Below are 25,465 nucleotides of genomic sequence, written 5' to 3' on the forward strand. Positions count from 1 at the left end.
GTTATCTTTTTGTCTTCCGTCTCCGGTTCAAAAAGTAGTATTGGATTTTGAAGTAAATTGTATAGTTATGATTGGACACTTTTTCTCGAAATATGATCCGTCGCAAAATAGTAAGTCGAAGTTTGAGCAGTTGCTTGATCTGTTCACGCAACTGTTGACTTATACCAGTGGCGATGTAACGGAAGCAATGGATTGGTTAAACCAACTCGATCGCAAATTTCAACTCACGAATGATGAGTATGGTATGGGTGATTTTATTGAAGAACTGAAAGAGAAAGGCTATCTCGAAGAGAACCAGATCACCGGTCAGTTTAATATTACAGCAAAAACAGAACAGACCATACGTAAACAGTCGCTTGAAGAAATATTCGGTAAACTGAAGAAAACCAAGCAAGGGAATCATCAAACATTTAAACCGGGTATGGGAGATGAGATCAATCCTGAAACAAGACCGTTTCAGTTTGGTGACACATTAGAGCAGATCGATTTCACCAACTCCATCCGTAATGCACAGATCAATCATGGCATTGACAGTTTTATGATGCGTGAAGATGACCTGGAGATTCGTGAAACGGATTTCAAAACACAAACATCAACAGTGTTGATGATTGATATATCACACTCGATGATCCTGTATGGTGAAGACCGTATTACACCTGCAAAGAAAGTGGCGATGGCTTTGAGTGAACTCATTCAAACAAAATATCCGAAGGATACACTGGATATTGTAGTATTTGGTAATGATGCATGGACGATTGAAGTGAAAGATCTTCCGTATTTACAAGTAGGCCCATATCATACCAACACTGTTGCGGGTTTGGAACTGGCGATGGAAATTCTTCGTCGAAGAAAAAATCCCAACAAGCAGATATTCATGATCACTGATGGGAAACCAACCTGTTTGAAGATCGGTAAGAAATATTATAAGAACAGTTTTGGCTTAGATCGGAAAGTAGTGAACCGTTGTATCAACCTTGCAGCACAATGTAAAAAATTGAAAATACCTATCACAACATTTATGATAGCAACCGATCCTTATCTGCAAAAGTTTGTACAGGAGTTTACTGAAACCAATCATGGTAAAGCTTTCTTTGCATCATTGGATAAACTAGGTGCATTTATTTTTAAGGATTTTGAAAGCGGCAAGCGAAAGACGGTGTATTAGTCTGAACCATGATTTGGGTAGATTTTCTGATTTAGCAGAAATGGGATGGAGTTGAATATTGACTTAATGTTTCATATACAACAAAGCAGCTTATGGAAAAACCTGATTATAAGTTTAAAGAAATAACTGAGAAAATCATAGGTGCTTCAATGAAAGTACATGCTGCACTTGGCAACGGTTTTCAAGAATTGATTTATCAACGAGCAATGGAAATTGAAATGGAAGAAATGGGCGTTCATTTTAAACGTGAATTTGAAATGCCTATTTATTATAAGGGAAGAGAAATCGGGCTACGAAGAGTTGATTTTTTTGTAGAAGAGAAAATAATGGTAGAGTTAAAAGCAATGATACAATTGGAAAATGTTCACTTGGCACAAGCAAAGAATTATCTGGAAGCATATAATATGCAAGTTGGCCTGCTGATAAATTTCGGAAGTGCGAGCCTTCAATTTAAGCGGCTTGAGAACAATAAGTTTAGATCAAACAATAATCTATTAAATCAATAAATCCACCCAAATCATGGTTCAGACTTTAGGCGAATTAAAAAAAAGTGGTTACAAATCGAAAAGCATCAAAGAGGAAGTACGTCAAAATTTAATTGCAAAACTTCAGCAAAACGAAAATGTATTTCACGGCATATTGGGTTATGAAGACTCCGTAATTCCTGATGTAGAGCGTGCGCTACTCAGCCGGCATAACATTTTGTTTCTTGGTTTACGCGGCCAGGCAAAAACAAGAATGGCAAGATTGATGACGGAGTTGCTCGATGAACATATTCCGGTAGTGGCAGGCAGTGAAGTAAATGATGATCCGTTCAATCCTATTTCTCATTATGCAAAAGAATTGATTGCTGAGAAAGGCGATGCTACTCCCATCGCTTGGATTCATCGTTCGCAACGCTATGGTGAAAAACTGGCTACACCAGATGTAAGTGTAGCCGATCTCATTGGTGATATTGATCCTATTAAAGCAGCAAACCTGAAATTAAGTTTTGCCGATGAACGTGTGATACACTACGGCATCATCCCACGCAGCAATCGCTCTGTATTTGTGATCAATGAAATTCCTGATCTGCAGGCCCGCATCCAGGTGTCATTGTTCAATATTTTAGAAGAAGGTGATGTGCAGATACGTGGTTTTAAATTACGTTTGCCGCTTGATATTCTATTTGTGTTTACAGCAAACCCTGAAGATTATACCAATCGTGGTTCGATTGTAACTCCTTTAAAAGATCGTATCGAAAGCCAGATACTCACGCACTATCCTAAAACAATTGAAACGGCATTAGCTATTACTGAACAGGAAGCTGCAGTGCATCCTGATCAGGCAAAGAGAGTGGATATAAGTGATTTGATGAAACGCATTATTGAGCAAGTTGCGTTTGAAGCACGAGGTAGCGAGTATGTTGATAAAAAGAGTGGTGTAAGTGCAAGGCTTACTATTTCTGCTTATGAAAATGCAGTGAGTACAGCAGAACTTCGTGCCATTCAGAATAAAGAAAAAAGCACACAGGTGTGGATGAGTGATCTCATTGGTGTTATTCCATCTATCACCGGTAAGATTGAATTGGTATATGAAGGAGAGCAGGAAGGTCCTTACCAGGTAGCGTTTCATTTATTGGATAAAGCAATCCGCACACAGTTTCTTCAATATTTTCCTAATCCTGAACAATTGAAAAAACGAAAACAGGAAACATCGGCTGATAATCCTTATAAATCTATCAGCAATTGGTTTGATAAAGGCAACCAGTTAACGCTGTTGATGAACACTAAAGACGAAGAAAAGATCCAGCAATTGTACAGTGTTGATGGTTTGTATCCATTGGTGAAAAAATATTTCAAAGGGGCCAATGAAAAACAAACAGCCTTACTGATGGAGTTCGTTTTGCATGGATTGTCTGCTTATTCAGTGATCAGCAAAAAAGTGGTGGAAGGAAAAATCGAATTCAGTGATCTCATGGGCAGCATCATCAATCTTAATACAAACAGGGGAGATGAAGAGGAAGATTTCGATGGAGAAGATTTTAATTAACAAAAAGCCGCAGTAATTACTGCGGCTTTTTGTTTTATTTCAATGGTGTTATTTGAATTTATAACCTATCGAAACACCTCCGTACAATGGCCAGAATGCACCTTCTTCAAAGAAGATAAGCGGATTAATAGCAACTCTGAATGTTACCCCGTTGCCTACTGGTTGATAACGGTAGCCAAGATTAAGATGTCCAAACGCATTACTGAAATTGTTATCAGTATCAACATCGCTTGTTCCGTTCACATAAGTAACACCGGCCCCTAATTCAAAAAAGTTTTTAGAACCTTCTTTACCAAACAGGTAGTTAACAGCAGCTGGCACAAAAAGTATTCCGGTACCATCAATACTGAATCCACCGAAACCAATGCGACCTCCGATTCCCGTTTCTTTTTTAGTAAAACGACTGTCAAAGTTTATGGAGGCAAGACCTGGTCCGCCTAATTCAGCATAAAGTTGCGGAGCCTGTGCAATAGCGGATGATGAGACTAAAACAATAAACAATGTAGCAAATGCTAGTTTTTTCATTTTTGTAATGGTTTAATTGATGACAAGATAAAAAGATTATTGATAATTAAAAATCACATATTGATGTCTGAAACTCATTCTTACAGACAGGGATCTGTAAACGTGAAGAGAGGGAACAAAGCAGGCGCTGTTCGAAATTCATTGATAAGGTTTATGTCGTTAAATAAAGTTGCAAAGATGCAGTAACAATGACGAACAGTATTTGAAAATTATGTTAAAGCAAAAATAAAGCTCACATAGCAGCTGTATCCTGGTTTAATACTATGCGGAGACTTTCGTACAGATCAGGGTATTGTGTTTTTAATTCAACTGGTTTTTCAAAAAAAAGTTCAACAGATGTTGCCCAGAATTCATTCTTATTGCGCAATGCATTTTCATCGAACATCCGCCTGTCATTAGTTTTTTCTGCATTCAATACGTCATCATCAATACGATCGTAATGTTCAAAATCTTCTTTGAACGTATTGCTGCGTTTTGGATTACGGAATAAGTACTGCACCTGCAGGGCATGTGCCATTTCATGTAGACCAACATTTTTTCCGTCGGTGGGGTTCTGGTAATCCTGCAGGAAATGTTTCCATGAAAGCGAAATTGAATGTCCCTGTACATTACCAACCAGTATGCGGAAAGGGTCGTAGGCAAAATATTCTTCAGGATGAATAATGATGTTAGAGAAATGCGGAAGCAGGAAATCTTTTAACCCAAATGTGATCTGCACAGCTGATGCAGATATAAGAATCGGCATTTCTTTGTATCCTTTTGCTGAGCAGATATAAAAATCTTTGCTGTGAATAAATTCCTGAACACGCTCAATAAAAGCGGGCTGTTTGTCTGCGTTTAATTTTTGGTAATAGGGATTGTATTTCCTGCACACCGTATGTAGCTCCTCATCCGTAAATTTTAACTCACTTCCCTTGTAAATGAGATATCTTACGGTAGGTTCTGGTTCAACTTCATCATTTTCATCGGCATCAATCGAGGCTGCATTGACAGGACTGTTTTGTTCTTTGATGAGCTGACGTATTAAGCGATAAATATTAAATGCAATGATGCTGAAAACAACCATTATCACAATTGAAAACCCCCATTCTCCCGAACTGTCTTCTTCTGCAGATACTTTAGGCGCATTAATATATTGTAAGGCGTTGTAAACGGAATCAACATAGTTTTGCTGCTCAACACTACCTTTCAATGAATCGGGCAATTGATTGTATTCTTCCAACGAATAAACAGTGAAAGCGGAATCTTTATAGTGTAATATGGTTGGTACGGTATCCCGAGGCATAATTATTCGTCAGTTAATAAATCAGGTGAATCTTCGAGCAATGCAATGTTTACATCGGTTCCTGCAATACCTTCTACTGACCCTCTTATGTGCGCTGCATTCAGCAATACTTTCTCTAGTTGTTTCTCCCGTTGCTTCCATAATTTTTCCATTGCATCACGTTCTTTTTGAATAGAAATTTTCATACTCATAAAACCTTCACGAATGGCTTTCCATTGTTCGGCAAATTCATTTCCAGTGAGATAGTCATACAGCATGTGCATTTTTTCTCCTTTGTTTTCCTGGCCTGTTGTAGCCTGCGCAATACGAACAATGCTATCACGCAACACATGTGTTAACGCTTTTACTTCTGCAAAGCTGCACACCCACACTCCATCTTTTTCTCCAAACCGGTCAAGTCCTTTCGGCATAGCCTGTGTAACAATGACAGCAATATCGGCCGCTTGGCTGCGCATATCGGCTTTTAATTTCTCGATCCATTGCTCCGAAAAATCTTTGGTACGTTTACTTTCAAAAATGATCTTACCACATTCCTGTCCGAACCTGTTGCGTACCAATAGCATACAATCAGCGCCCTTTACTCCTTTGCCCACTTCTTCAATGGAATCGTAAGGAAATGATTGACGAAGTAAATCTTCCAGTTCCAGCTCCTGCGCCTCGCCTTGCAATTGCATAGAGCCTTGTTCCGATTTACGTTTCATCTCATCCACGAGTCGTTTCTGTGCTTCTAATTTTTCTTCCAGCTCTCTGTTTTTGAGTTGATATTCTGTTTCACGCAACGAAATTTTTTCTGCTTCTTCTTTTCGAATTATGTCAGCCAGTTTGTTGCGTTCTTCTAATAACATCTTTTGCAGTTGCAGATCAAGTTCCTGTTCTTTTGAAAGTAGCGCTTGTTCTTTTTTCAGGAATTCAATTTCTTTTGCCCGTGCCAGCTTTAGTTTTTCCTGGTTGTTTTTGTCATTTTCTTCCAGTAAACGGAGTTTGTTTTCAAAATCCGATACAATGCTTTTGCGTAACGATTCTTCTGTTTCTTTTTGTGTTCTCTTTTTTTCTTCAAGCAACTGCGCATCAAATTTTTGCTGTTGCTGTTTTTGCCACTCGCTCATTTTGGCACGCAGTTCTTTCTGCACCTCTTCACGGATGCTGTCGGTTGGTTCAAATTCGTGACCACAATTGGGGCATTTTATTTCGGTTGACATACTTTCACTTCTTTTTGCAAGTTTACGTTAATCGTACTAAGCTTTATGACTATAAGTGCCCTTTTCGTGATTTCAACCGACGGCAATAAATGCTTTGTGGGCAGCGGCCCGGGATTTGATATATCGGGCGGTACAATTTCACCCAAATTACTCATCTCCCGGTAGAAAGAAAATAGGAATATCCCTTATTTTACCGAAGCAGAAATCGTAACTTTACCGCTGTGAGGAGCAATTACTTAGAGATTGGCCAAAGTTTATTTATTTTCTTTAACCCATGCAGTCTACAGCAGATTCCAAACTATTTCAAACGCTTTTTGATCATGCCAGTATTGGGATCATTGTAGTGAACTCTTCAGCTGAAATAATTACCATCAATAAATTTGCCCTGCAACAGTTTGGTTATAGTGAAGGGGATGATGTATTAGGAAAAAAAATAGAGTTGTTCATTCCCTCCCGCTTCCATCACCGCCACGAAAAACATCGGGATGGCTATATGCACGATCCCAAAAGCAGACCAATGGGTATCGGACTTGATCTGTATGCAATAAAAAAAGACGGTTCAGAATTTCCGGTGGAGATCAGCCTCGGCAACTACCATGTTGATGAGAGCAAGTTTGTAGTGGCATTTGTGAATGACATTACGCTACGCAAGCAAGCCGAGCAAGCATTGGTGAAGCTGAATGAAGAACTGGAAAAAAAAGTGGAAGACCGGACTGTTACATTGAGGGAAACTGTAGAAAAGCTGAATGAGCAGATACAGGAAACGGAGGAAAAAGACAGGGAGCTGATGGCTGCACTAAGTAAAGAGAAAGAATTGGGTGAACTGAAGTCAAGATTTGTTTCGGTGGCATCACATGAGTTTCGTACTCCTCTCAGCACAGTTTTATCGTCGGTTTATCTTTTACAGAAGTACACTAATACAGAAGAGCAGCCCAAACGTGAGAAGCATATTCAACGCATCATCTCATCGGTAAACCTGCTTACTGATATTTTGAACGACTTTTTGAATGTAGGAAAGATCGAAGAAGGAAAAATTCAGGCACGTTTCAGCATTTTTGACATAGAAAAGAATACATCAGAAACGATAGCCGAAATGCAGAACGTTTGTAAAAAGGGGCAGGAGATAGCCTACAAACATTCCGGAGAATCGCAAGTTGAACTAGACCCTGGGATGTTTAAACATATCAGTTTAAATTTGTTATCAAATGCGATTAAGTTCTCTCCGGAAAACTCTGTCATTGAACTCAATACCAACGTAACTGACAATGAAATCGAGTTCAGGATAAAAGACAGTGGCATCGGCATTTCGAAAGATGACCAGGAGCATTTGTTTGAACGTTTTTTTCGAGCCGCAAATGCCATTAATATACAAGGTACAGGTTTAGGTTTGCACATTGTATCGAAATACGCTGAGTTGATGAACGGTAACATTTCATGCAAAAGCGAAACTGATAAAGGCACTGAATTTACCGTAACCTTTAAAAAACAACATTAACTTCATACCACCACATCAAGTTTAACCTTTAATAAAAGCGATCAGATGAAAAAAATTCTGCTAATAGAAGATAATGATGATATACGGGAGAATACCGCCGAAATACTGGAGCTGGCGAACTACAAAGTGGTAACTGCCGCTAATGGTAAACTAGGCATTGAAACAGCATTAGCTGAACAACCTGACCTGATCGTTTGTGATATTATGATGCCTGTTCTTGATGGCTATGGTGTGTTACATACATTGCATAAGAATGAAACTGTAAAAAATATTCCTTTTATATTTCTAACGGCAAAGACTGAACGAAGTGACCTTCGCCGGGGAATGGAACTTGGAGCAGATGATTATATCACCAAGCCATTCAGTGGTACTGAATTGCTGAATGCTATTGAGGGGCGGTTGAAAAAAGCTGATCTATTGAAAGAAGAATACAGCTCCGGACTTGACGGTGTAAATAAACTGCTTGCTGCTACTGGTTCAAAAGATGCATTGGAATCACTCACTGCCGACAGGGACATTAACAAATACAAAAAGAAGCAAACTGTATACAATGAAGGCAACCGGGCAGCACGTTTGTTTTATATCGTAAAAGGTAAAGTGAAAACATTTAAAACCAACGACGATGGTAAGGAGCTGGTGGTTGGTTTGTATAATGAAGGCGATTTTCTTGGGTATGTTGCATTGCTCGAAGGTGGATCTTACAAAGAAACGGCCGAAGCCATGGAAGACAGCGAACTGGCTATAATCCCGAAAGCAGATTTTGACGAACTGATGAACAGCAACAGCCAGGTCGCACAAAAATTTATTCAACTTCTTGCTAAAAATGTTGCTGAAAAAGAAGAGCATTTACTTGGTCTTGCGTATAATTCATTACGGAAAAAAGTAGCAGATGCATTAATAAGTCTGCAGAAAAAATATCAAACCGGCGAAGGTCATTTTTCAATTAACATCAGCAGGGAAAATCTGGCCAGTATAGCCGGTACAGCAACCGAATCACTCATCCGAACTTTAGGTGATTTCCGTTCAGAAAAACTAATTGAGATCAAAGAAGGAAATATTGTGATTCTTAACGAGAAGAAATTAGAAAACCTGATCAATTAAGATTCAGGCTTAGTATAAAAAGAAACAGCATCTGTTTGCATAATGCAGCAGATGCTGTTTTGTTTTTTGTTGCCTGCTATAAACTTTCAGTAAGGTAAAGATTGAAATCTGATTTCAGTTTGTTGAACTGACGCTCAACAATTTCCATATCCTTGTGCATCTTCTTTAATCTCTTCTGCAATTCTTTAATTGTATTTGTATCTTCAACCATTTCTTTTGTGAGCAAATTATCCAGTTCATGAATATCCTGGCGCAGCATATTCACTGTATCATCTTCGGCAATGAACTTACTCTGGAAATATTCAGCACGTTCCAGGAACTGTTCATCCGTATCATGTTGAAGTACCTGCGAAAGACGGGTCTTTAAATGATTATTTTCCTGCTGTATAAATTGCAGGTACCGTTTCCACGTATCACTCTCGTGCCGGAATTGTGTAAATTTTTTATTATGCGTCATAACGATTGTGATCATTGTATTTCAAAGTGAACAATATAGTTACACTGTTTAGCAAAGCTAAATTTTGCCGCTGCCCTTGTAAATAACTGCTATCAATAGCCCTGCTGATACTAATCATACGGTTTGGCATTAGTGACAAGGTATTGCTGTAGCCGGTTCGCTTGCCATTACAGGGCTTATGAACGGAATTCCAAGGTTCATACCACGCAGTATTAACAATACGGCCGTCACGGTCATTAAATAAGGAACAACTTTTTTAATACGTCCACGTATTGAAAAAGAAAAACTGCTCCCTGCTATGCTTAACAAAAACATTAACGGAATAGTGCCGGTACCAAAGGCACTCATGAACAATACACTCTGTTGCAATTCACGAAAATTTAACGCTGCTGCAAGCGCCACATACACCATACCGCAAGGCAACAGTCCATTCATTATACCAAGCAACAGGTATCCTCCTTTGCGATCTGTACGTAGCGTTTTGATCATGAGTTGTTGTACAGCTCCATGCAACTTCAATGTCCATTTTGGTTGCCAGGCTTTTTTCAGGAAATAATAATTAATGATGAAAGCAAGTATAACTGCTCCGCTGATGATGGATAACCATTGCTGAAAACCTGCCAGGTATAAGCCACGACCTACAATGCCGAACAACAAACCCAACAATGCATATGTAACAATGCGGCCTGCATTGTACATGAGTGCTGCAGCACGTTGCTGCCACACAGGTAAATGCTGTACAGGCATTGCCAATGCCAACGGACCGCACATTCCTATGCAGTGCAGACTGCTGAATGCACCCAGGACCAATCCACCTGTAATTGCTTCTGTTATCATTTCAATTCCAAACGTTGTTCATTATAATAATTCAATTCTTCTGCCTTCCAGGTAACCTTCAATAAATAATTTGCAGGCATCATGTTTTTACTATCGATCACCTGTTTGCCATTTTCATCAACCGTCAATTCAAGTCGGCGATCCTTCTTGTCATCAGAAGAGCAATACAGCCAGATGTTGCCACTTATTGTTTTGCCTTTCATCTCTGCCGGCAGTTGAATAATAAGCTCATTATTCAACTGTGTAACCTCTACACTGCTGCTTAACTTATTTGCACGGTTAGTGCCGTCGATCACCTGCTGGTAGGCCAGCTCATCTTTATAATATTCTTTGGTCACCAACTGGAAATCTGTTTTCATGCTTTTGTAAACCATTACAAACATAAACACAACAAAAGCAGAAAATGCCAGTGTTATCTTATGTCCCCAATTCAGTGTCATTGTTTTTAGTTTAATTGTTTGAATAGAGTGGCCCGAGAAAACTTGTTTTCACAACCACAATGCGTTTATCTCCCTGGTATAGTCCAACTTTCAATTCCGTTTTACGTTGCTGAATTCGTTTCTTTGGAATAGTGATAAAGAATGATCCTGATCCCTGACCTTCTTTTTGTACGTTAATATTCTTACCTACAAGTTGCACAATCCCATCTCCATCTTCCAATTTTACTGTAAGCGGAATATCATTCATTGTTTTGTTCACCACTTTAATGTTGTACAGGTTCGATACACTGTCTTGTCCTTTTTCCTGGTATAATAATCCCGGTGTGCGCATCACAGTTGCCTTCACATCTTTTTGTGAAACCAGCAATGTAGTGAGCAGAATGAGCAACACAGCAAGCAAACCCGTATACATTTTCATTCGGCGTGTGTAATGCAGCTTTTCATGTTTAGCAATGCCGTTCTCACTTGCATAACGGATCAACCCTCTTTTGAAACCCACACTTTCCATCATATGATCGCATGCATCAATACAGGCAGTGCAACCCACGCATTCCATTTGTGTGCCGTTGCGAATGTCAATACCTGTAGGACATACCTTCACACATTGAAAACAATCGATACAATCACCGGCAGTACGTTCTTCTTTTTTATCGATCTTTTTACGTTCTTCCCCACGCTTGTAATCATATGCTACAACCATTGAGTTTTTATCAAGTAATACACCTTGTAAGCGTCCGTAAGGACAAACAACAGTGCAGGCCTGCTCACGGAAAAATGCATACACTGCATAGAACACTGATGAAAAAACCAGAAGTGCCGCAATGGTGCCAACGTTAGCATCAGGATGTTTCATCATAGCCCATAATTCCTCCACACCAATGATATAGGCAAGGAATAAATTTGCAATAATGAACGCCAGCAAATAGAATACTACATGTTTGCTTGTTTTGCGAACGATCTTTTCGGTTGTCCATGGGCCGGCAGCCATTATTTTTTGTTTGGCTGCACTACCTTCGATTGCATACTCCAGTTTACGGAAAAGCATTTCCATGAAAATGGTTTGCGGACAAACCCAGCCGCAGAACAAACGACCGAACGCAGAAGTAAACAATACAATGAACACAATGAATGTGATCATGATAATACCGAAGATGAAAAAATCCTGTGGCCAGAAAACCTTTCCAAACAGAATAAACTTCGCCTGCGGAATATTGAACAGGAACAATGGTCGTCCATTCATTTGAATAAACGGAAGTGATACAAACAGCAGAAAGAAAACGAAACTTACATAAGTACGTATACTGTAAAATTTTCCTTTTGGTTTTTGTGCAAAGATCCATTTCCGTTTCCCCTGTGCATCTATTGTCGCAAGCGTGTCACGGAAAGATTCTTTGTTTGTTTGTGTTTGTATGTTGCCTTCGGTATTCATGTATGTCATTCATCAGTTACTAGCCACGTCTTTCTTTGCTGTTGCTGAATCCTGTGCGGGAGCAGCGTCTTCTTTGTACAAATCACCTTGTTTGTCTTTTGCGTTTGGCGGATTCGTGCCATGTAGTGATTTAATAAAACTTGCCAGTTGTGCAATTTGCACAGGCGAATAATCATCCTGCCAGCTCTTCATTCCCTTTTCAGGACGACCGTATTTAATGGTTTTGAAAATATCTTTTATGCTGCCACCATTCAACCAGTAATCATCAGTTAAGTTTGGTCCCACAATTCCTTCGCCCGATTTGCCGTGACATGCAGCACACATCTGAACGAAATTATTTTTACCTGCATCAATGGCTGCTTTGTCGGTAATGAGTGTAACAGTGTTCTCGTCAATATTATTTGCCGCTTTTGCCAGGTAAGCTGCTTTCTCTTCTTCAGCATGTTTCATGGCAATTTCAAATTCCTGCTTGCTGAGCGGAGCTGTTTCAGCAATATGATAACGCCATAAGTAAATACCTGCAACAATAATGGTTACATAAAAACCATAGATCCACCAAGGTGGCATTCGATTGTCAAGCTCACGTATACCATCATAGTCATGCCCAAGATCAATATCAGCTTCCTGTTCCATTGGTTTAAAGCTGTTGAGCTTATCCCACCATACTTTAAATGAAGAAGGTTTTGCAATAGCATTCTCCTCAGTGATAGCAAGCGTAACCTTTTCTTTAGCAAGGAAACTTTTTACAAACAATCCCATTACAATTATTACCAGGAACTCTATTGCAATAACTGTAGAGAGCAACCAGAATGTTGTAGCTGATAAACCGCCAATAGAAGTTGGACCTGCAGGTGCAGCAGCTTCTGCAGTTTCCTGTGCTGATGCCATCATTGGTAAAAGAAATAACGCTATAGCTGTTATGGTTTGTGCAGCATTATTTTTTTTCTTTTGTTTATCGAAATGAAGACGGGCAGTTCCCAACACCACATTTGCCAATAATGCGATCACCAGTAGTAAAACAAGGATGATAGCCAGCATTGTTAATGCAAGTGGGTTGTCCCAAATAGAAGGGGCAGGAGCGCTTGATGTTGTTTGAGCAGTAACTACAACGCCAGCCGTTAACAGCGGCAGCATAAGCAACAGCTTCCGTAAAAATGGTTTCAGATAAGTTGATCTGTATGTGAACATGGCTTTAAGTTTAGTTTATTAGTCTAATGGAATACGGCTGCATTCATTCATTTCTTTTTTGCTTGCACGCAATACATAAATGAACACGGCGCAGAAAAAAATGAAGAAGATGAGAAAAGAAGTCAATCCGTAAAAACTTACGTTGCTGATCTTTTCGAGATAGTTGATAAATTTCATATTACTGTTTTTACGTGTTTGAATCAATCAGCTAATGCTGTTTCTGTTTTCTTCTCGGCCTTAATGTCTTTACCTAATCGTTGCAAATAAGCGATCAATGCAACGATCTCTTTGTTTGCAGGTGTTTCAATCTTATCCATTTTTAAACTGATGCGGATGCTGTTGGCCTGTGTCATCAGATCTTTATTTGCCTGCTGATCATAACCTTTTGCATAAGGAACACCAAGTGTTTGCATGGCTCTTATTTTGGCAGGTGTTGAAGCTGTATCGACATTATTATCGAGTAACCAGCCATAGCGTGGCATAATAGAACCGGGCGACATTAATGATGGCTCCATCATGTGATTGTAATGCCAGCTGTCAGGATATTTTCCACCAACACGTGCAAGATCCGGTCCTGTACGTTTGCTTCCCCACTGGAACGGATGATCATACACAAACTCTCCTGCTTTGGAGTATTCGCCATAACGGGCCACTTCATCACGGAACGGACGGATCATTTGTGAGTGACAGGTATAACAACCCTCACGTATATAAATATCACGACCCTGTAATTCTAAAGCTGTGTATGGTTTTACACTTGTAATAGTTGGTACGTTTGATTTTATGAGGAAGGTTGGAACAATTTCAAGAATACCACCAATAGCCACCACGATCAAACTGAAGACTAATAATGTTGCCGGTCTTCTTTCGATCCAGCGATGCCAATGTTCTTTTACATGCGATTCAGGTTTTACTAACGGAGCAGCTTCTGCTTCTTCATTGGCAATGAATGAACCTTGCTTCGCTGTTTTATATAAGTTGTACACCATCATGAACGCACCAATGAGATAAAGCGTGCCGCCTACACTACGTGTAATGTACATGGGGATGATGTTGGTAACCGTTTCTAAGAACTGGAATTTCAATTGACCTGATTCTGTAAACGTCTTCCACATTTCTGCCTGGGCAAAACCTGCCCAGTATAAAGGCACTGCGTAGATAACAATACCAATTGTTCCTAACCAGAAATGGTTGTTGGCAAGTTTTTTTGAATAAAGACTTGTGCCCCACATTTTTGGTACAAGCCAGTACAACATACCAAACGCCATAAAGCCATTCCATCCTAAACCACCAATGTGTACGTGGCCAACGATCCAGTCAGTAAAGTGTGCAATAGCGTTCACACTTTTTAAACTGAGCATTGGTCCTTCGAACGTTGCCATACCATAACAGGTAACAGCAACAACAAAGAATTTCAACACCGGTTCTTCACGAACTTTATCCCATGCACCACGCAGTGTAAATAAACCATTGAGCATACCGCCCCAACTGGGAGCAATCAGCATTACGCTGAAAACAACGCCAAGTGATTGTGCCCAGTCAGGCAGGGCGGTATACAGCAAATGGTGAGGGCCTGCCCATATATATATAAATATGAGCGCCCAGAAGTGGATGATGGATAAACGATACGAGTAAACAGGTCTGTTAGCAGCTTTTGGTAAGAAATAATACATCAAACCAAGAATGGGCGTTGTTAAAAAGAAAGCAACGGCATTGTGGCCATACCACCATTGTACCAAAGCATCCTGCACACCTGCATACCAGCTGTAGCTTTTGAAAAGTGAAACAGGAATTTCAAATGAGTTCACAATGTGGAGCATTGCAACAGTGATCCAGGTAGCGATGTAGAACCAGATGGCTACATATAAATGACTTTCTCTTCTCTTGAAAATAGTGCCGAACATATTTATACCAAACACAACCCACACCAACGTGATCATAATGTCAACAGGCCATTCAAGCTCTGCATATTCTTTACCTGTTGTGTAACCAAGGAATAAGGTAATAGCGGCAACAACAATAATTGATTGCCATCCCCAGAAATGGATCCAGCTTAATTTATCGCTGAACATTCTTGCTTTACACAAGCGTTGAAGTGAATAGTAGATTCCGGTAAACATACAGTTACCAACAAAGGCAAAAATGACAGCGTTGGTATGAATGGGGCGAAGACGGCCAAACGTAGTGCCTGCATAATCGAGCGATGCTGCCGGCATATAGATCTGGATAGCTGCCCATAAACCTGCAAGCATACCTACCAATCCCCAGATGGCTGTTGCATTGGCAAAGTATTTTACGATCTTGTTGTCGTAGTAAAATTTTTCTAGTTGCATAATTTCAGTTTATCTATGGTTTTGAGTTGTTCGTTGTTTCTGTTTTGGACGCTCCTGTTTTTACAGGCGAGTTGCCATCGAATAAAATGCGCATTGGTGGTGAAGTTTCATCATCGTACTGCCCGTTTTTTACACTCCATAAAAAAGCGCCGAGAAAAATAGCGGCTACCGATATACTGGCGATCAATAATAAAATGATGACACTCATATGCTCTTATTTCGGCTGTAAAACTATTTTGAGTGGGAAGCACAGGAGCTGATAATGGTCAGACAAATGGTTGACTTTCATCAAATCGACCCTGATCTCTGTCAGTTTTTCAATCCAGTTTCAGCGAACGGGCATAAAGAGATGATGCGCCGAAGGTTAAGAGGATAATACTGATAGAGCTGGAGGGCATGAGGATGGCAGCAACAAGAGGAGATAAAATTCCCTGCAAAGCAAAGCTGAGACCGATGATATTATAAACGATCGATAGTATAAAGCTGGCGAGCACTACCTGTTTGTTGGCCTTGGTAAAACGCAGGTACGATGAAAGCCGTTTCAAACGGTCAGCTTCAAGAATACCATCACTGGCAGGAGTAAAGTTGTTGGTACTTTCAGTTACGGCAATACCTGCATCGCTTTGTTTTAATGCACCGGCATCGTTCAACCCATCGCCGATCATAATTACTTTCTGGCCTTTCTGTTGCAGTTCTTTGATGTAATTGAGCTTGTCGTGTGGATGTTGGTTGAAGAATAATTTTACATCCATGCCAAGTTCCTGCTGCAGGTTCAATCGTTCGCTTTCGTTATCGCCTGAGAGAATAGAGATACGGTATTGTTTCCGCAGTTCGCTGATCTGTTTAAAAATGGAAGGACGGTAATGATTACGTATACTGAAATGGCCGAGCAGTATTCCATCAACAGAAACATACACAGAACTTCCATTGAACACCGTTACTTCTTCACCTGTTACAAATTCAGCAGAGCCAAGTGTAATGATGCGGTGATTAACAATGCCACTGATACCTCTTCCCGTTGTTTCACTAAACTGTCTTACTTCATAGGTTTCGTTGTTGCGTAATTCTTTTGCCAGCAACTTACTCAATGGGTGTGTGCTTTGTGCTGCTACTGCGGCAATACTTCCTGCAATTTCATCACTGAAAGGTTCGCCGATGTACTGAATGTCTTGTTCTTCTGTTGTAGTGAGTGTGCCTGTTTTATCGAACACCAAATGTGTAGCCTTCGCCATTTCTTCAATAGTTTGTGCATTACGCAGATACAGTTTGTTTTTGCTGAGGATGCGTAACACATTTCCATTGGTAAAACTGTTGCTGAGTAACAAAGCACAAGGACATGCCACAATTAAAATAGTAGTTACAACATTCCATGCTTTACCAGCGTCCTGAAAACTCCAATATAAAGCGCCTGCGGCGGCCAACGCAAAAACGATCCAGGTAAAATAGCGGCTCAGTCCATCAACAAAAGAAGTTTTCTCCGGTTTTGTTTTTTCACCATTGTTCCATAAACGTGTAAGATAACTCTGCGATACTTCTTTCATCACCAGCAATTCAATGTTACTGCCGGTTTGTTTGCCACCTGCATATAACAATTCACCCATGTCTTTTAATACAGGCAACGATTCACCGGTAACAAAACTATAATCAATAAATGCTTTGCCTTTAGTGAGTAAGCCATCAACTGGAATTAATTCTTCATTGTGAATAAGAATAGTATCACCTGCTTTTATTTCAGGCAATGCAGTGGGAATTTCTTTTTTATCTTTTAAAATAGTAACAGCAATCGGGAAGTAAGAAGTATAATCACGTTCGAACGATAATTGCTGATAAGTTTTTTCCTGTAATACACGACCAACAAGCATAAAGAAAACAATACCGCTCATTGAATCGAAATAACCACCACCTGTATTGCTCAATACTTCGTATAAACTTCTGCCAAAGGTCATAATGATGGCTAATGCAATAGGTGCATCAATGTTGAGGTATTTGTGTTTTAAACTTCCCCAAGCACTTTTATAGAACGGGAGAGAGCTGTAAAGAAAGACGGGGATCGCTAAAATGAGATTGAAATACCTGAACAGCGATTGCATACTCTTCTCTGCTTCCTCCAAACCCAGGTATTCAGGAAAACTCATTAGCATGATGTTGGCAAAACAAAAACCCGCCACACCCAATTGGTAGATGAGGCTGCGTTGAATTCTTGGTTTTGCTTGTTGCAGGTTTTGCAGGCTGATGTAGGGTTCGTAACCAATACTTGTCAATAATTCTGCAACGCTGCGTAAAGATGTGCTGCGGTGATCAAACACTATTGCTACTTCTTTACGGGTGAAATTTACACGTGAAGAAATAACAGCTGCATTTAACCTGTGCAGATTTTCCAACAGCCATAAGCAGGAGCTGCAATGGATCTGTGGTAAATAAAAGGTTACATGCGTTTGCTCAGTATTGCGGAAGGAGATGAGTTGCTGCTCGATCTTTTCATCATCTAAAAAAGAGAATTTGTCTTTACGTACTGTTATGCGTTGGCTGGTGCCGGGGTTTTGATTCAGTTCATAATAATCGCAGAGATCACTCTGGTTGAGCACCTGGTACACGGTTTTACAACCCTGGCAACAAAAATTTTTGTCGGCGAGTTGAATGGTTTCGTTGATGCATTCATCACCACAATGATAGCATTTCACCGTTGGCTTTACAGACGTGTTCATAACAGGCTGCAAATTAAAACGGGGCTCTTTGCTGCTATCTGACCAATATCAGAAAACGAACTGATGGTGCTCATCTGCAAAAAAGCCCTGCCACAAATCTATTGCGACAGGGCCCGGGTTACAATCCCACCATCGGTGAGACTATTTTACAGCGATATGTTTGCCCGCTGCGAGCTTTTTGGCTTCCTCTTTTTTTGGAAGCATGAGTTTCAACACACCTTCTTCATATTTAGCTTCAATTTTTTCTTTGTTTACCTCTTCAGGTAAAGTAAAGCTGCGGCTGAAAGAAGAATAGTTGTATTCTTTGCGAGTATACTGATGTTCTTTTTCCTCTCTGTTTTCTTCCCTTTCACAGCTGATGGTTAGCATATTGCCTTCCACATCAATATTGAAGTCTTCTTTTTTCATACCAGGTACAGCTAAAGACACTTTGTAGTCTTCTTTGCTTTCAACAATGTTAACGGCAGGCATGGTCATTGTTTGGCCAGTGAATGCACCTCCATTATCAAACCATTCATTCCATGGTTTGAAGAAATCATTAAATACTGTTGGCAGCATGCCGGGTTTTGAAATCGCTCTTGTTGACATATACACCTCCTTGTTTTATGATGAGTGAATAATTTTAACTTGTTTAAAGATAGTTTTCTGAGTAGCAGAATTCAAGAATCTGCGTCAAACGCTGTGGTGAGAGTTGTCAGTAAAAAATGAGTTGTATCCTTTCATTTTAACAAGAATAAATTACTCAGCAATTCACTGTAAGTAGAAATGATCTGATGATACGTTCTGAAGAGTTAACGATTAATAGAAACAAATGATCCTTGCAGTAAAATAAATCCCGATCTTTTTCTACCAAGCGCTGCTCACCAAAGAATCACTTTTTTTTGAAGAGAACCACAATTTTTGTGCTACTTTTTTTTGTGCGACATCCATTCTGCCATTTTTTCTTCTGCTTTTTCCACCGCAATTTTCGTGAGTACTGCAGCCAATTGAGATATTGTATTGGCTAAAGAGGAATCTTCATTTTTTTGCTCCTTATCAAAGATGTGTGCAAACACCTGGCCTGCAACATTTTTTGGTTTTATACTGTTTTTCACATCCAGCCAATCGTAACGGATAGCTTTTTCCAATTCTGTTTTTCGCTGCTCCAGTTTTTTTTGCCGGGCTTTTAATTGTTTTATGGATCTGATCTTATTCATCATCGTCTTCTTCATCATCAGTAAATAGTTGCTGCAGCAATGCATTCATTATAGGCAGTTGAAGAATACGATCTCTCAAGAGCCAGACAACTGCGCCGAGCAACAAGTAAATACCGGCAACAATTAAAAATCCCAACCATAGTTCACCGGTGAGTCGTGAAAAAACAAATGCCAAAGCAGTACTGGCGAAAAACATAAAAGTGATAAAGAACATTGCTACAACAACAGACGCAATCACAGTTGCTGCAAGTTTTGAACTTTTTTCTGCTGTACTCAACTTCACCGCATCCATGCGGTTATTGATATACTCTTTTACATGTTCGGCCAGGTCTTCTGCTTTGGCAAATGTATCTTCCATGCTCTGCCGTTTCGGGGTTATGCAAATTCTTCCATTCCTTCTTTCACAGATTCAGTTTTGCCCTTGATGTTAACTTTCAGGTTACCCATTTTTTCTTTTACAGTGTCTGTGAGTTTTTTCCCACCGTCAGCAATTTTTTTGCGGGTGTTCTCACCTTTATCAGGTGCAAACAAAACTCCCAATACGCCTCCGGCAACTAAACCTGCCCCGGCTGCAATAGCAATCTTAGCTAAAGTGTTCATGTGAAAAATTTATAGGTGAACAATAATTGATCTAACGTTTCTAAGATAGTATTTCCACAAGGCCGTTACAATGATGGTCATCATGGTTCCTGATGAGAGTGGGCTATTCTTTTTCGTAGCGACCGGTTTTTTCTGTAAGTATAATTCGATAGATCACCGGTTTTACACTTCCATGTGTACCGTGTAAACGTTCTGGTTGTAATTCAGGCGGGTGTGCAGTTGTGCTCACTTTTAGTTTGAGCATTTTGTCAACAAATAATTTCATGGCATCATAGCGTTCACGCTCACCAATTATTTCCTGGTAAACGCCCTGGGCTATTACACTCCTCCAGCTTTTATTATTCTGCACTTCATCCACTTCAAAGCAAACAGAAGGGTTGCTCCGCATAATGCGGATCTTCAACCCTTCAACTGAATGTGCGATTACAGACCTGCCATCATAGATGTAATTAACCGGCACTACATATATTTTTCCATTGTGGCTGCAGCCAATGCGGCCCAGGTTGCATTGGTAAAGCAGGTCTTCAATTTCAGATGTACTTAATGAACCAAGCATGGCAAACTCATTAACGGCGCATCAAATGTATTTGATGAGCTTGAGAAGAACGATGATGTTTGTCAGCACTTGTTTTGATGCTGCTCACATCTAACGGATGAAGCCGGGCAACTCTTCAAAAGCCGCCGCTTCTTTTTCTGGAAGTAGGAGATCTTTCACTGCAATGATCAACGATTTATAGGCGGTATACAATTCACGGTTGTAATTTATGATGGTGGAGATCTCTGTTTCATTCAGGTGATCGATGGTACCCTGTTTGTACAGATGACTCAGTTCCTCAGTATAACCTTTGATGATCTCACGATAGAGGGTAATCAATGCCTCTGCATTTGATTGCCCCGGCTCTTTTGCCGCAAGTACCTGGCCAATGGTTGAAATGAAATGATCAGTGCGTTTGCGGCTTTCTTCGTAGTAAGCAAATTTTTTATCGTTCGATGAATTTTTGAGAATGAGCATATCATGCCAGGCATCTTTCAAACTTTTGGCTGCATACATTCCATTGCGTACCGAAGAAATAAGCAATTCAAATCTTGCAGCTTCTTCCGGCTGCGCATGATCTGATTGCATCTTTACATAAAATTCAAGTATTTCACCATGCAGGTGCTTGATGAACTCGTATTTCTCTTCCGGCTTTTTCTTATAAAAATCGTTACCGTTCTTTTGCTCTGGCACCAGTTCAAAGATATGTTTGCTATAGGCAATAATGAGTTGCAGGAAATGTGCAGTTTCTTTTTGCATGGCCTGTAATGCAAGTTCTGTTTCTGCGGGTTTTATTTTGTGGATGAATAACGTTTCATCACTGTCTTTGGTAAACCGGGCGGCTAAGAATTTACCGAACGGATTCAGGAATGGGTAAAAGAGAAGAATGCTGATGATGTTCACCAGTGTTTGAAACACCACCAAGGCAACTACATGATTTTTAACACCAAGGGTTTCATTGATAAATAATGAAATTGGCCCCAGGAAAAATACAAGCAACAGCGAAATGATCGTGTTCATTAAAAAGTTTCCCAACGCTACCTGCTTTTTTGCGGGTATACCCTTTGCAGAAGCAAGTAACAGTTTAATAGTAGTACCAACTTCTGCACCCAATACAATCGCCATTGCAGGTTCAAGTTCAATTGCATGGGCGTGCAATGCAGCCAATGCCAGTGCGATAGTGGCTGAGCTTGCCTGTATTAGTGCAGTGATCAAAATACCGATCAATAAAAACAGTAACACCGGGTAATCATTAAACCTACTGAGATCGGTTTGTTGCACCATGGCTTCAACAGCCGTTTTCATAAAATTCAACCCAACAAATAAAAAGCTGAAACCCAAAAAGAATTTACTCAGCTGAAACCATTTGCTGTGTTTGTTCAGCAGGATCATTAAAATACCGGCAACACCGGTTACCGGCAACGCAAAATTTTCGATGTTGAATTCAAAACCAATTGTTGCAACGATCCAGCTCGTGAACGTAGTGCCAATGTTACTTCCCAACACCATGGCAAGGCCATTTTGCATTTGAATAATTCCACTGCCTACAAATGCAAGTAACATCAGGTTTACAATACTGCTGCTTTGCAGCAATGCAGTAACAACAGCACCTGCACCAATTGCTTTTAATTTATGCTGGGTATGTTTTCGCAGAAATAATTTAAACGGCCGGCCCGCCAGTTGTTGCAATGCTTCTTCCAGCATATTCATTCCTAAAAGAAAAATGGCGACGCCTGCAAGTATTTTCCATATATCGAACGATCCGTCCATGAACAATCAAGTTAATAAATATTTGCTGCAAAAAAAGCCGGGCACGAGGCCCGGCAAGCACAACTTGGTTCGAAAGTAATTCAGCTCATCACCGTATTCAGGTACTGTAGAATTTCATGGGCAGGAACCACGCCGCTTTTCCGCCAGATGATCTGGCCATCTTTAAAGATGATAAGTGTTGGCACTGCCTGTACACCGTAGCGATGAGTAAAACCCGGATTCTTGTCGATATCCATCTTAAGAACCGTCACACGGTCGCCCGCAGCTTGTTTTACCTGCTGCAGCACCGGTGTCATTAATTTGCATGGTCCACACCATTCTGCAAAAAAATCAACAACCACCGGCTTACTTCCGTATATATGTGACTCAAAGTTGCTCATGTAACCAAAGCTACTTTTTTATAATAATGATTACTATGAGAACAGTCAACAATGTGGTTGATGCATATCATCAACCTTGCCTATGTGTATCTGTAGTTTTAAATTACAATTTCACTTTTTCATAGATCTGCCATGCTTGGACAATTGAATGAACAACAAATGAACAACCTGCTTGGAAGCCAGGTTGTGGGGCGGCTTGCCTGCACAGATTCAGTTCAGCCATATCTTGTTCCTGTTACATATGCGTTTGACGGTAATTATATTTACGGTCAAACGAATGAAGGTATGAAGTTGAGTTTGTTGCGCAGTAATCCTAATGTCTGTTTTGAAGTGGATACCATGACCAACATGGCCAATTGGCAAAGTGTGATTGTGAGAGGAACTTTTGAAGAGCTAAAAGACAACGAAGCAGAAAATGCCCGTGCTATTCTGAAAAACCGTGTATTCCCAATGATGACGAGTGCAACGATTGATGGTGAGCAGCATGAAGTTGTAACGGAGCTTGATGACAGTAACCGTATTAAGCGGGTGATGTATAGAATTACAATTGCTGAAAAAACAGGAAGGTTTGAAAAAAGATAATAGTAATTTGCCATGAATGTCGACAGGCAAACAATTTCCCGTTTCATCTGCTTATAGCACACATAACCAGGTACAACTGGTTAGAGGTGGGCGAGATTTTTTTTCTATCCTCTTCCGTTTATTAGAAGATGCAAAGCACAGTGTTCATTTACAGATCTATATTTTTGGAGATGATGAAACAGGTACCCAGGTTGCGGCAGCTTTAATGAAAGCTGCAGAAAGAGGGGTGAAGGTTTACCTTTTACTGGATGGATATGCATCTCAAAATTTACCCGACGAGTTTATTGCGCAGCTAAAGGCGAGTGGTGTTGAGTTCCGTTGGTTTGAACCGGTTATAAGAAGCCGGTATTTTTATTTTGGGCGGAGGATGCATCATAAAATTGTGGTGGTTGATGCTGTGCATAGCCTGGTGGGTGGTGTAAATATTTCAAACCGGTATAATGATATGCCCGATAAGCCGGCTTGGCTCGATTGGGCATTATACAGCCATGGCGAAGTGAGTGCAGAGCTTTACAATCTTTGTGTGGAAGTGTGGAATAAATCGGGTTGGGGAAAAAAGAAAGATCAGCTGCTGAAAACTGAAGCATCGTTCCATTTACGTGGCGAAGAATGTTTGGTAAGGGTGAGGCGTAATGATTGGGTGCGCCGCAAGAACCAGATCAGCCGAACTTATCTTGAAATGTTTCGGAAAGCAAGTTCGCACATCTGCATCATGTCGAGTTACTTTTTACCTGGCCGTGCATTCCGTCGTAACATGACGTTGACTGCAAGACGTGGAATAAAAATTAAAGTGATAGCAGCCGGCATCAGCGATATATCTATGGTGAAGCATGCGGAACGCTATCTCTATCGCTGGATGTTTAAAAATGGTATTGAGTTATACGAATATCAACCCAATGTATTGCATGGAAAACTAAGTACCTACGATTCAAAGTTTGTAACTGTTGGTTCTTACAACGTAAATAACATCAGCGCCTATGCCAGTATTGAGTTGAATATTGATATTCAGAACAACCGGTTTGCTGAAAATGTGGAACGAACCCTTGAAGAGATCATGCAAAACGATTGTATCCGTATAACGGAAAAGGAATTTGAGCGCCATAACACATTTATCAAAAGGTTATGGCAACGGATTTGTTACGAAATAATTAGGCTTATCTTTTTCCTCTTTACGTTTTATTTTAAACAACGGGATTAATTTCCCCGCATTCGCCTCAGAAGAATATTTATTTCCTGTTTATTCCAGCCGGTGAAACGGCCACGCTGCACCACTAATTTATTTTCATTTGGATATTGCAGAAAATAGTGAAACACAAATTTTTCTTTTGGATTGTGCCAGCCAAGTATTTGTCCAAAACGAAGATCATTGAACACCAGGGTATCGCCCCATTTTTCTAACGTGTAGAATTGCTGTGAGAAGCGAACGAGTTTTTGCATATCCTCAAATTGATCAACAGGATTTAATAACGAATCGTTGCGGGGGAAGAAATTAAAATCCATTCCGGGGTTTTGATCAAATACGGAACGATAGCCGATGTAATAACCACTGTCGTTACCCGCCACCACATACCAAAGCCAGTTGTTAAGTGGTGTTGGGGTGGTGAAATATCGTTGATGCGGGATATTCTGGGCCACCATTATTTTTTTCACTTCCCTGTCAATGCTGAATTTGTTATAGCTGCAATAAGTGAGATAGAGAAATGGTATAAAAATGCCGATCCTCCACCATAATGTACGCAGCGGATGAAAACGATTCAGGATCAGTAACACAACAAATGCAATACCCGGCCATATAGAAAAGAAAATATCGGCTACATACAACGTATTAAATGAAAACCGGTGATCGTTAAAAGGAACCAGCCAGCCAATACCATAATTATTGAAAGCATCGAGGAAGAGGTGCATTAATACCTCTACCAAAAAAAACAAGGCCCATTTTTTATAGGAGATATCATGCGGACGGTGAACCCTTTCAGCAATGAGTGCCATAATGGGCACAATGAGTATAGCAAACAAAAGTGAATGTGTAAATCCCCGATGTGCCAACAGGTCATCAGCAGTACCCATCCAGAAAGATGCAACAAAATCTATATCAGGAATACTTTGTGCCAAGGCACCCCAAAGCATCGCCTTTTTACCAAAGCCTTTTTCAAAAAATGCTTCGCCAATGCAGGCACCCAAGGCAATGTGCGTAATTGAATCCATACAGCTG

General features: G+C 40.2%; 27 protein-coding genes. 7 read left to right on the forward strand and 20 right to left on the reverse strand.

Annotated features, from left to right (window positions below; translation table 11 throughout):
* The first annotated feature begins 67 nt into the window (after positions 1 to 67).
* The 3 genes from WG954_RS10305 (at position 68) to WG954_RS10315 (ending at position 3,196) form a co-directional block, all read left to right on the forward strand.
* Positions 68 to 1,165 carry a vWA domain-containing protein gene (locus WG954_RS10305; RefSeq protein ID WP_340436153.1) on the forward strand — a complete coding sequence of 366 codons (1,098 nt, stop codon included), beginning with the start codon at positions 68 to 70 and terminating at the stop codon, positions 1,163 to 1,165.
* 92 nt (positions 1,166 to 1,257) lie between these two features.
* Positions 1,258 to 1,671 carry a GxxExxY protein gene (locus WG954_RS10310; RefSeq protein WP_340436155.1) on the forward strand — a complete coding sequence of 138 codons (414 nt, stop codon included), beginning with the start codon at positions 1,258 to 1,260 and terminating at the stop codon, positions 1,669 to 1,671.
* Between the two features lie 13 nt (positions 1,672 to 1,684).
* On the forward strand, positions 1,685 to 3,196 hold the full coding sequence (locus WG954_RS10315; protein ID WP_340436156.1) for a magnesium chelatase ATPase subunit I: 1,512 nt from the start codon (positions 1,685 to 1,687) through the stop codon (positions 3,194 to 3,196).
* 48 nt (positions 3,197 to 3,244) lie between these two features.
* On the opposite strand, the gene WG954_RS10320 is transcribed toward WG954_RS10315, so the two are convergent.
* The 3 genes from WG954_RS10320 to WG954_RS10330 form a co-directional block, all read right to left on the reverse strand.
* Positions 3,245 to 3,721, reverse strand: coding sequence for a hypothetical protein (locus WG954_RS10320; protein WP_340436158.1), 477 nt, complete (start codon positions 3,719 to 3,721; stop codon positions 3,245 to 3,247).
* A 232-nt stretch (positions 3,722 to 3,953) separates the two neighbouring features.
* A complete protein-coding gene (locus tag WG954_RS10325) occupies positions 3,954 to 5,006 on the reverse strand; it encodes a zinc-dependent peptidase (RefSeq protein WP_340436159.1) in 1,053 nt (350 codons plus the stop codon).
* A gap of 2 nt (positions 5,007 to 5,008) precedes the next feature.
* Positions 5,009 to 6,205: a DUF2130 domain-containing protein gene (locus WG954_RS10330; protein WP_340436161.1), complete on the reverse strand. Its 1,197-nt coding sequence runs from the start codon at positions 6,203 to 6,205 to the stop codon at positions 5,009 to 5,011.
* A 274-nt stretch (positions 6,206 to 6,479) separates the two neighbouring features.
* Here WG954_RS10330 and WG954_RS10335 point away from each other — a divergent pair, with 274 nt between their 5' ends.
* Together WG954_RS10335 and WG954_RS10340 are read left to right on the forward strand one after the other, a co-directional pair.
* A complete protein-coding gene (locus WG954_RS10335; RefSeq protein ID WP_340436162.1) occupies positions 6,480 to 7,700 on the forward strand; it encodes a PAS domain-containing sensor histidine kinase in 1,221 nt (406 codons plus the stop codon).
* A 45-nt stretch (positions 7,701 to 7,745) separates the two neighbouring features.
* Positions 7,746 to 8,801, forward strand: coding sequence for a response regulator (locus WG954_RS10340; protein WP_340436164.1), 1,056 nt, complete (start codon positions 7,746 to 7,748; stop codon positions 8,799 to 8,801).
* A 76-nt stretch (positions 8,802 to 8,877) separates the two neighbouring features.
* Here the strand turns inward: WG954_RS10340 and WG954_RS10345 are convergent, their stop codons facing one another.
* The 16 genes from WG954_RS10345 to trxA all read right to left on the reverse strand — a co-directional run bounded on the left by WG954_RS10345 (position 8,878) and on the right by trxA (position 22,671).
* Positions 8,878 to 9,273 (reverse strand): hypothetical protein, encoded by a 396-nt coding sequence (locus tag WG954_RS10345; protein WP_340436165.1) that lies wholly within the window; start codon positions 9,271 to 9,273, stop codon positions 8,878 to 8,880.
* A gap of 114 nt (positions 9,274 to 9,387) precedes the next feature.
* The gene (locus WG954_RS10350) at positions 9,388 to 10,095 is read right to left on the reverse strand and encodes a sulfite exporter TauE/SafE family protein (RefSeq protein ID WP_340436166.1); all 708 of its coding nucleotides are present in this window, start codon (positions 10,093 to 10,095) and stop codon (positions 9,388 to 9,390) included.
* Positions 10,092 to 10,535 (reverse strand): FixH family protein, encoded by a 444-nt coding sequence (locus WG954_RS10355; protein WP_340436167.1) that lies wholly within the window; start codon positions 10,533 to 10,535, stop codon positions 10,092 to 10,094. The genes WG954_RS10350 and WG954_RS10355 overlap by 4 nt, the downstream gene beginning before the upstream one ends.
* Before the next feature lie 10 nt (positions 10,536 to 10,545).
* On the reverse strand, positions 10,546 to 11,964 hold the full coding sequence (gene ccoG, locus WG954_RS10360) for a cytochrome c oxidase accessory protein CcoG (RefSeq protein ID WP_340436169.1): 1,419 nt from the start codon (positions 11,962 to 11,964) through the stop codon (positions 10,546 to 10,548).
* A gap of 12 nt (positions 11,965 to 11,976) precedes the next feature.
* On the reverse strand, positions 11,977 to 13,152 hold the full coding sequence (locus WG954_RS10365) for a cbb3-type cytochrome c oxidase N-terminal domain-containing protein (RefSeq protein WP_340436171.1): 1,176 nt from the start codon (positions 13,150 to 13,152) through the stop codon (positions 11,977 to 11,979).
* Between the two features lie 18 nt (positions 13,153 to 13,170).
* Positions 13,171 to 13,329 (reverse strand): CcoQ/FixQ family Cbb3-type cytochrome c oxidase assembly chaperone, encoded by a 159-nt coding sequence (locus WG954_RS10370; protein WP_182804710.1) that lies wholly within the window; start codon positions 13,327 to 13,329, stop codon positions 13,171 to 13,173.
* A gap of 23 nt (positions 13,330 to 13,352) precedes the next feature.
* Positions 13,353 to 15,485, reverse strand: coding sequence for a cytochrome-c oxidase, cbb3-type subunit I (ccoN, locus tag WG954_RS10375; RefSeq protein WP_340436176.1), 2,133 nt, complete (start codon positions 15,483 to 15,485; stop codon positions 13,353 to 13,355).
* Positions 15,486 to 15,498: 13 nt separating this feature from the next.
* Complete coding sequence (gene ccoS, locus WG954_RS10380) at positions 15,499 to 15,693, reverse strand: cbb3-type cytochrome oxidase assembly protein CcoS (RefSeq protein WP_340436177.1); 195 nt, start codon at positions 15,691 to 15,693, stop codon at positions 15,499 to 15,501.
* A 109-nt stretch (positions 15,694 to 15,802) separates the two neighbouring features.
* Complete coding sequence (locus WG954_RS10385; protein WP_340436178.1) at positions 15,803 to 18,190, reverse strand: heavy metal translocating P-type ATPase; 2,388 nt, start codon at positions 18,188 to 18,190, stop codon at positions 15,803 to 15,805.
* A gap of 141 nt (positions 18,191 to 18,331) precedes the next feature.
* A complete protein-coding gene (locus WG954_RS10390) occupies positions 18,332 to 18,778 on the reverse strand; it encodes an Hsp20/alpha crystallin family protein (protein ID WP_340436181.1) in 447 nt (148 codons plus the stop codon).
* 317 nt (positions 18,779 to 19,095) lie between these two features.
* Entirely contained in the window at positions 19,096 to 19,404 is a 309-nt protein-coding gene (locus WG954_RS10395; protein WP_340436183.1) for a hypothetical protein, read from the reverse strand.
* Entirely contained in the window at positions 19,379 to 19,744 is a 366-nt protein-coding gene (locus tag WG954_RS10400; RefSeq protein ID WP_340436185.1) for a phage holin family protein, read from the reverse strand. The genes WG954_RS10395 and WG954_RS10400 overlap by 26 nt, the downstream gene beginning before the upstream one ends.
* Before the next feature lie 17 nt (positions 19,745 to 19,761).
* A complete protein-coding gene (locus WG954_RS10405; protein WP_340436186.1) occupies positions 19,762 to 19,986 on the reverse strand; it encodes a YtxH domain-containing protein in 225 nt (74 codons plus the stop codon).
* Between the two features lie 103 nt (positions 19,987 to 20,089).
* The gene (locus tag WG954_RS10410; protein ID WP_340436187.1) at positions 20,090 to 20,542 is read right to left on the reverse strand and encodes a pyridoxamine 5'-phosphate oxidase family protein; all 453 of its coding nucleotides are present in this window, start codon (positions 20,540 to 20,542) and stop codon (positions 20,090 to 20,092) included.
* A 90-nt stretch (positions 20,543 to 20,632) separates the two neighbouring features.
* Complete coding sequence (locus WG954_RS10415; protein WP_340436189.1) at positions 20,633 to 22,291, reverse strand: Na/Pi cotransporter family protein; 1,659 nt, start codon at positions 22,289 to 22,291, stop codon at positions 20,633 to 20,635.
* An 80-nt stretch (positions 22,292 to 22,371) separates the two neighbouring features.
* Positions 22,372 to 22,671, reverse strand: coding sequence for a thioredoxin (trxA, locus tag WG954_RS10420; protein ID WP_340436191.1), 300 nt, complete (start codon positions 22,669 to 22,671; stop codon positions 22,372 to 22,374).
* A gap of 132 nt (positions 22,672 to 22,803) precedes the next feature.
* Here trxA and WG954_RS10425 point away from each other — a divergent pair, with 132 nt between their 5' ends.
* Both WG954_RS10425 and WG954_RS10430 read left to right on the forward strand, forming a co-directional pair.
* The gene (locus tag WG954_RS10425) at positions 22,804 to 23,253 is read left to right on the forward strand and encodes a pyridoxamine 5'-phosphate oxidase family protein (RefSeq protein WP_340436193.1); all 450 of its coding nucleotides are present in this window, start codon (positions 22,804 to 22,806) and stop codon (positions 23,251 to 23,253) included.
* Between the two features lie 16 nt (positions 23,254 to 23,269).
* Positions 23,270 to 24,451 (forward strand): phospholipase D-like domain-containing protein, encoded by a 1,182-nt coding sequence (locus WG954_RS10430; protein WP_340436194.1) that lies wholly within the window; start codon positions 23,270 to 23,272, stop codon positions 24,449 to 24,451.
* Here WG954_RS10430 and WG954_RS10435 read toward each other — a convergent pair.
* Complete coding sequence (locus WG954_RS10435; RefSeq protein ID WP_340436196.1) at positions 24,448 to 25,458, reverse strand: metal-dependent hydrolase; 1,011 nt, start codon at positions 25,456 to 25,458, stop codon at positions 24,448 to 24,450. The two genes, WG954_RS10430 and WG954_RS10435, sit on opposite strands and share 4 nt — an antisense overlap.
* Positions 25,459 to 25,465 lie beyond the last annotated feature (7 nt).

It is taken from the genome of Lacibacter sp. H375 (genome assembly GCF_037892425.1).
Taxonomy (GTDB): domain Bacteria; phylum Bacteroidota; class Bacteroidia; order Chitinophagales; family Chitinophagaceae; genus Lacibacter.

Bases quoted from the DNA above. Each gene is read 5' to 3' on its own strand.
- WG954_RS10305 (WP_340436153.1), top strand. From the start codon at position 68: ATGATTGGACACTTTTTCTCGAAATATGATCCGTCGCAAAATAGTAAG.
- WG954_RS10310 (WP_340436155.1), top strand. From the start codon at position 1,258: ATGGAAAAACCTGATTATAAGTTTAAAGAAATAACTGAGAAAATCATA.
- WG954_RS10315 (WP_340436156.1), top strand. From the start codon at position 1,685: ATGGTTCAGACTTTAGGCGAATTAAAAAAAAGTGGTTACAAATCGAAA.
- WG954_RS10320 (WP_340436158.1), bottom strand. From the start codon at position 3,721: ATGAAAAAACTAGCATTTGCTACATTGTTTATTGTTTTAGTCTCATCA.
- WG954_RS10325 (WP_340436159.1), bottom strand. From the start codon at position 5,006: ATGCCTCGGGATACCGTACCAACCATATTACACTATAAAGATTCCGCT.
- WG954_RS10330 (WP_340436161.1), bottom strand. From the start codon at position 6,205: ATGTCAACCGAAATAAAATGCCCCAATTGTGGTCACGAATTTGAACCA.
- WG954_RS10335 (WP_340436162.1), top strand. From the start codon at position 6,480: ATGCAGTCTACAGCAGATTCCAAACTATTTCAAACGCTTTTTGATCAT.
- WG954_RS10340 (WP_340436164.1), top strand. From the start codon at position 7,746: ATGAAAAAAATTCTGCTAATAGAAGATAATGATGATATACGGGAGAAT.
- WG954_RS10345 (WP_340436165.1), bottom strand. From the start codon at position 9,273: ATGATCACAATCGTTATGACGCATAATAAAAAATTTACACAATTCCGG.
- WG954_RS10350 (WP_340436166.1), bottom strand. From the start codon at position 10,095: ATGATAACAGAAGCAATTACAGGTGGATTGGTCCTGGGTGCATTCAGC.
- WG954_RS10355 (WP_340436167.1), bottom strand. From the start codon at position 10,535: ATGACACTGAATTGGGGACATAAGATAACACTGGCATTTTCTGCTTTT.
- ccoG (WP_340436169.1), bottom strand. From the start codon at position 11,964: ATGAATACCGAAGGCAACATACAAACACAAACAAACAAAGAATCTTTC.
- WG954_RS10365 (WP_340436171.1), bottom strand. From the start codon at position 13,152: ATGTTCACATACAGATCAACTTATCTGAAACCATTTTTACGGAAGCTG.
- WG954_RS10370 (WP_182804710.1), bottom strand. From the start codon at position 13,329: ATGAAATTTATCAACTATCTCGAAAAGATCAGCAACGTAAGTTTTTAC.
- ccoN (WP_340436176.1), bottom strand. From the start codon at position 15,485: ATGCAACTAGAAAAATTTTACTACGACAACAAGATCGTAAAATACTTT.
- ccoS (WP_340436177.1), bottom strand. From the start codon at position 15,693: ATGAGTGTCATCATTTTATTATTGATCGCCAGTATATCGGTAGCCGCT.
- WG954_RS10385 (WP_340436178.1), bottom strand. From the start codon at position 18,190: ATGAACACGTCTGTAAAGCCAACGGTGAAATGCTATCATTGTGGTGAT.
- WG954_RS10390 (WP_340436181.1), bottom strand. From the start codon at position 18,778: ATGTCAACAAGAGCGATTTCAAAACCCGGCATGCTGCCAACAGTATTT.
- WG954_RS10395 (WP_340436183.1), bottom strand. From the start codon at position 19,404: ATGATGAAGAAGACGATGATGAATAAGATCAGATCCATAAAACAATTA.
- WG954_RS10400 (WP_340436185.1), bottom strand. From the start codon at position 19,744: ATGGAAGATACATTTGCCAAAGCAGAAGACCTGGCCGAACATGTAAAA.
- WG954_RS10405 (WP_340436186.1), bottom strand. From the start codon at position 19,986: ATGAACACTTTAGCTAAGATTGCTATTGCAGCCGGGGCAGGTTTAGTT.
- WG954_RS10410 (WP_340436187.1), bottom strand. From the start codon at position 20,542: ATGCTTGGTTCATTAAGTACATCTGAAATTGAAGACCTGCTTTACCAA.
- WG954_RS10415 (WP_340436189.1), bottom strand. From the start codon at position 22,291: ATGGACGGATCGTTCGATATATGGAAAATACTTGCAGGCGTCGCCATT.
- trxA (WP_340436191.1), bottom strand. From the start codon at position 22,671: ATGAGCAACTTTGAGTCACATATATACGGAAGTAAGCCGGTGGTTGTT.
- WG954_RS10425 (WP_340436193.1), top strand. From the start codon at position 22,804: ATGCTTGGACAATTGAATGAACAACAAATGAACAACCTGCTTGGAAGC.
- WG954_RS10430 (WP_340436194.1), top strand. From the start codon at position 23,270: ATGTCGACAGGCAAACAATTTCCCGTTTCATCTGCTTATAGCACACAT.
- WG954_RS10435 (WP_340436196.1), bottom strand. From the start codon at position 25,458: ATGGATTCAATTACGCACATTGCCTTGGGTGCCTGCATTGGCGAAGCA.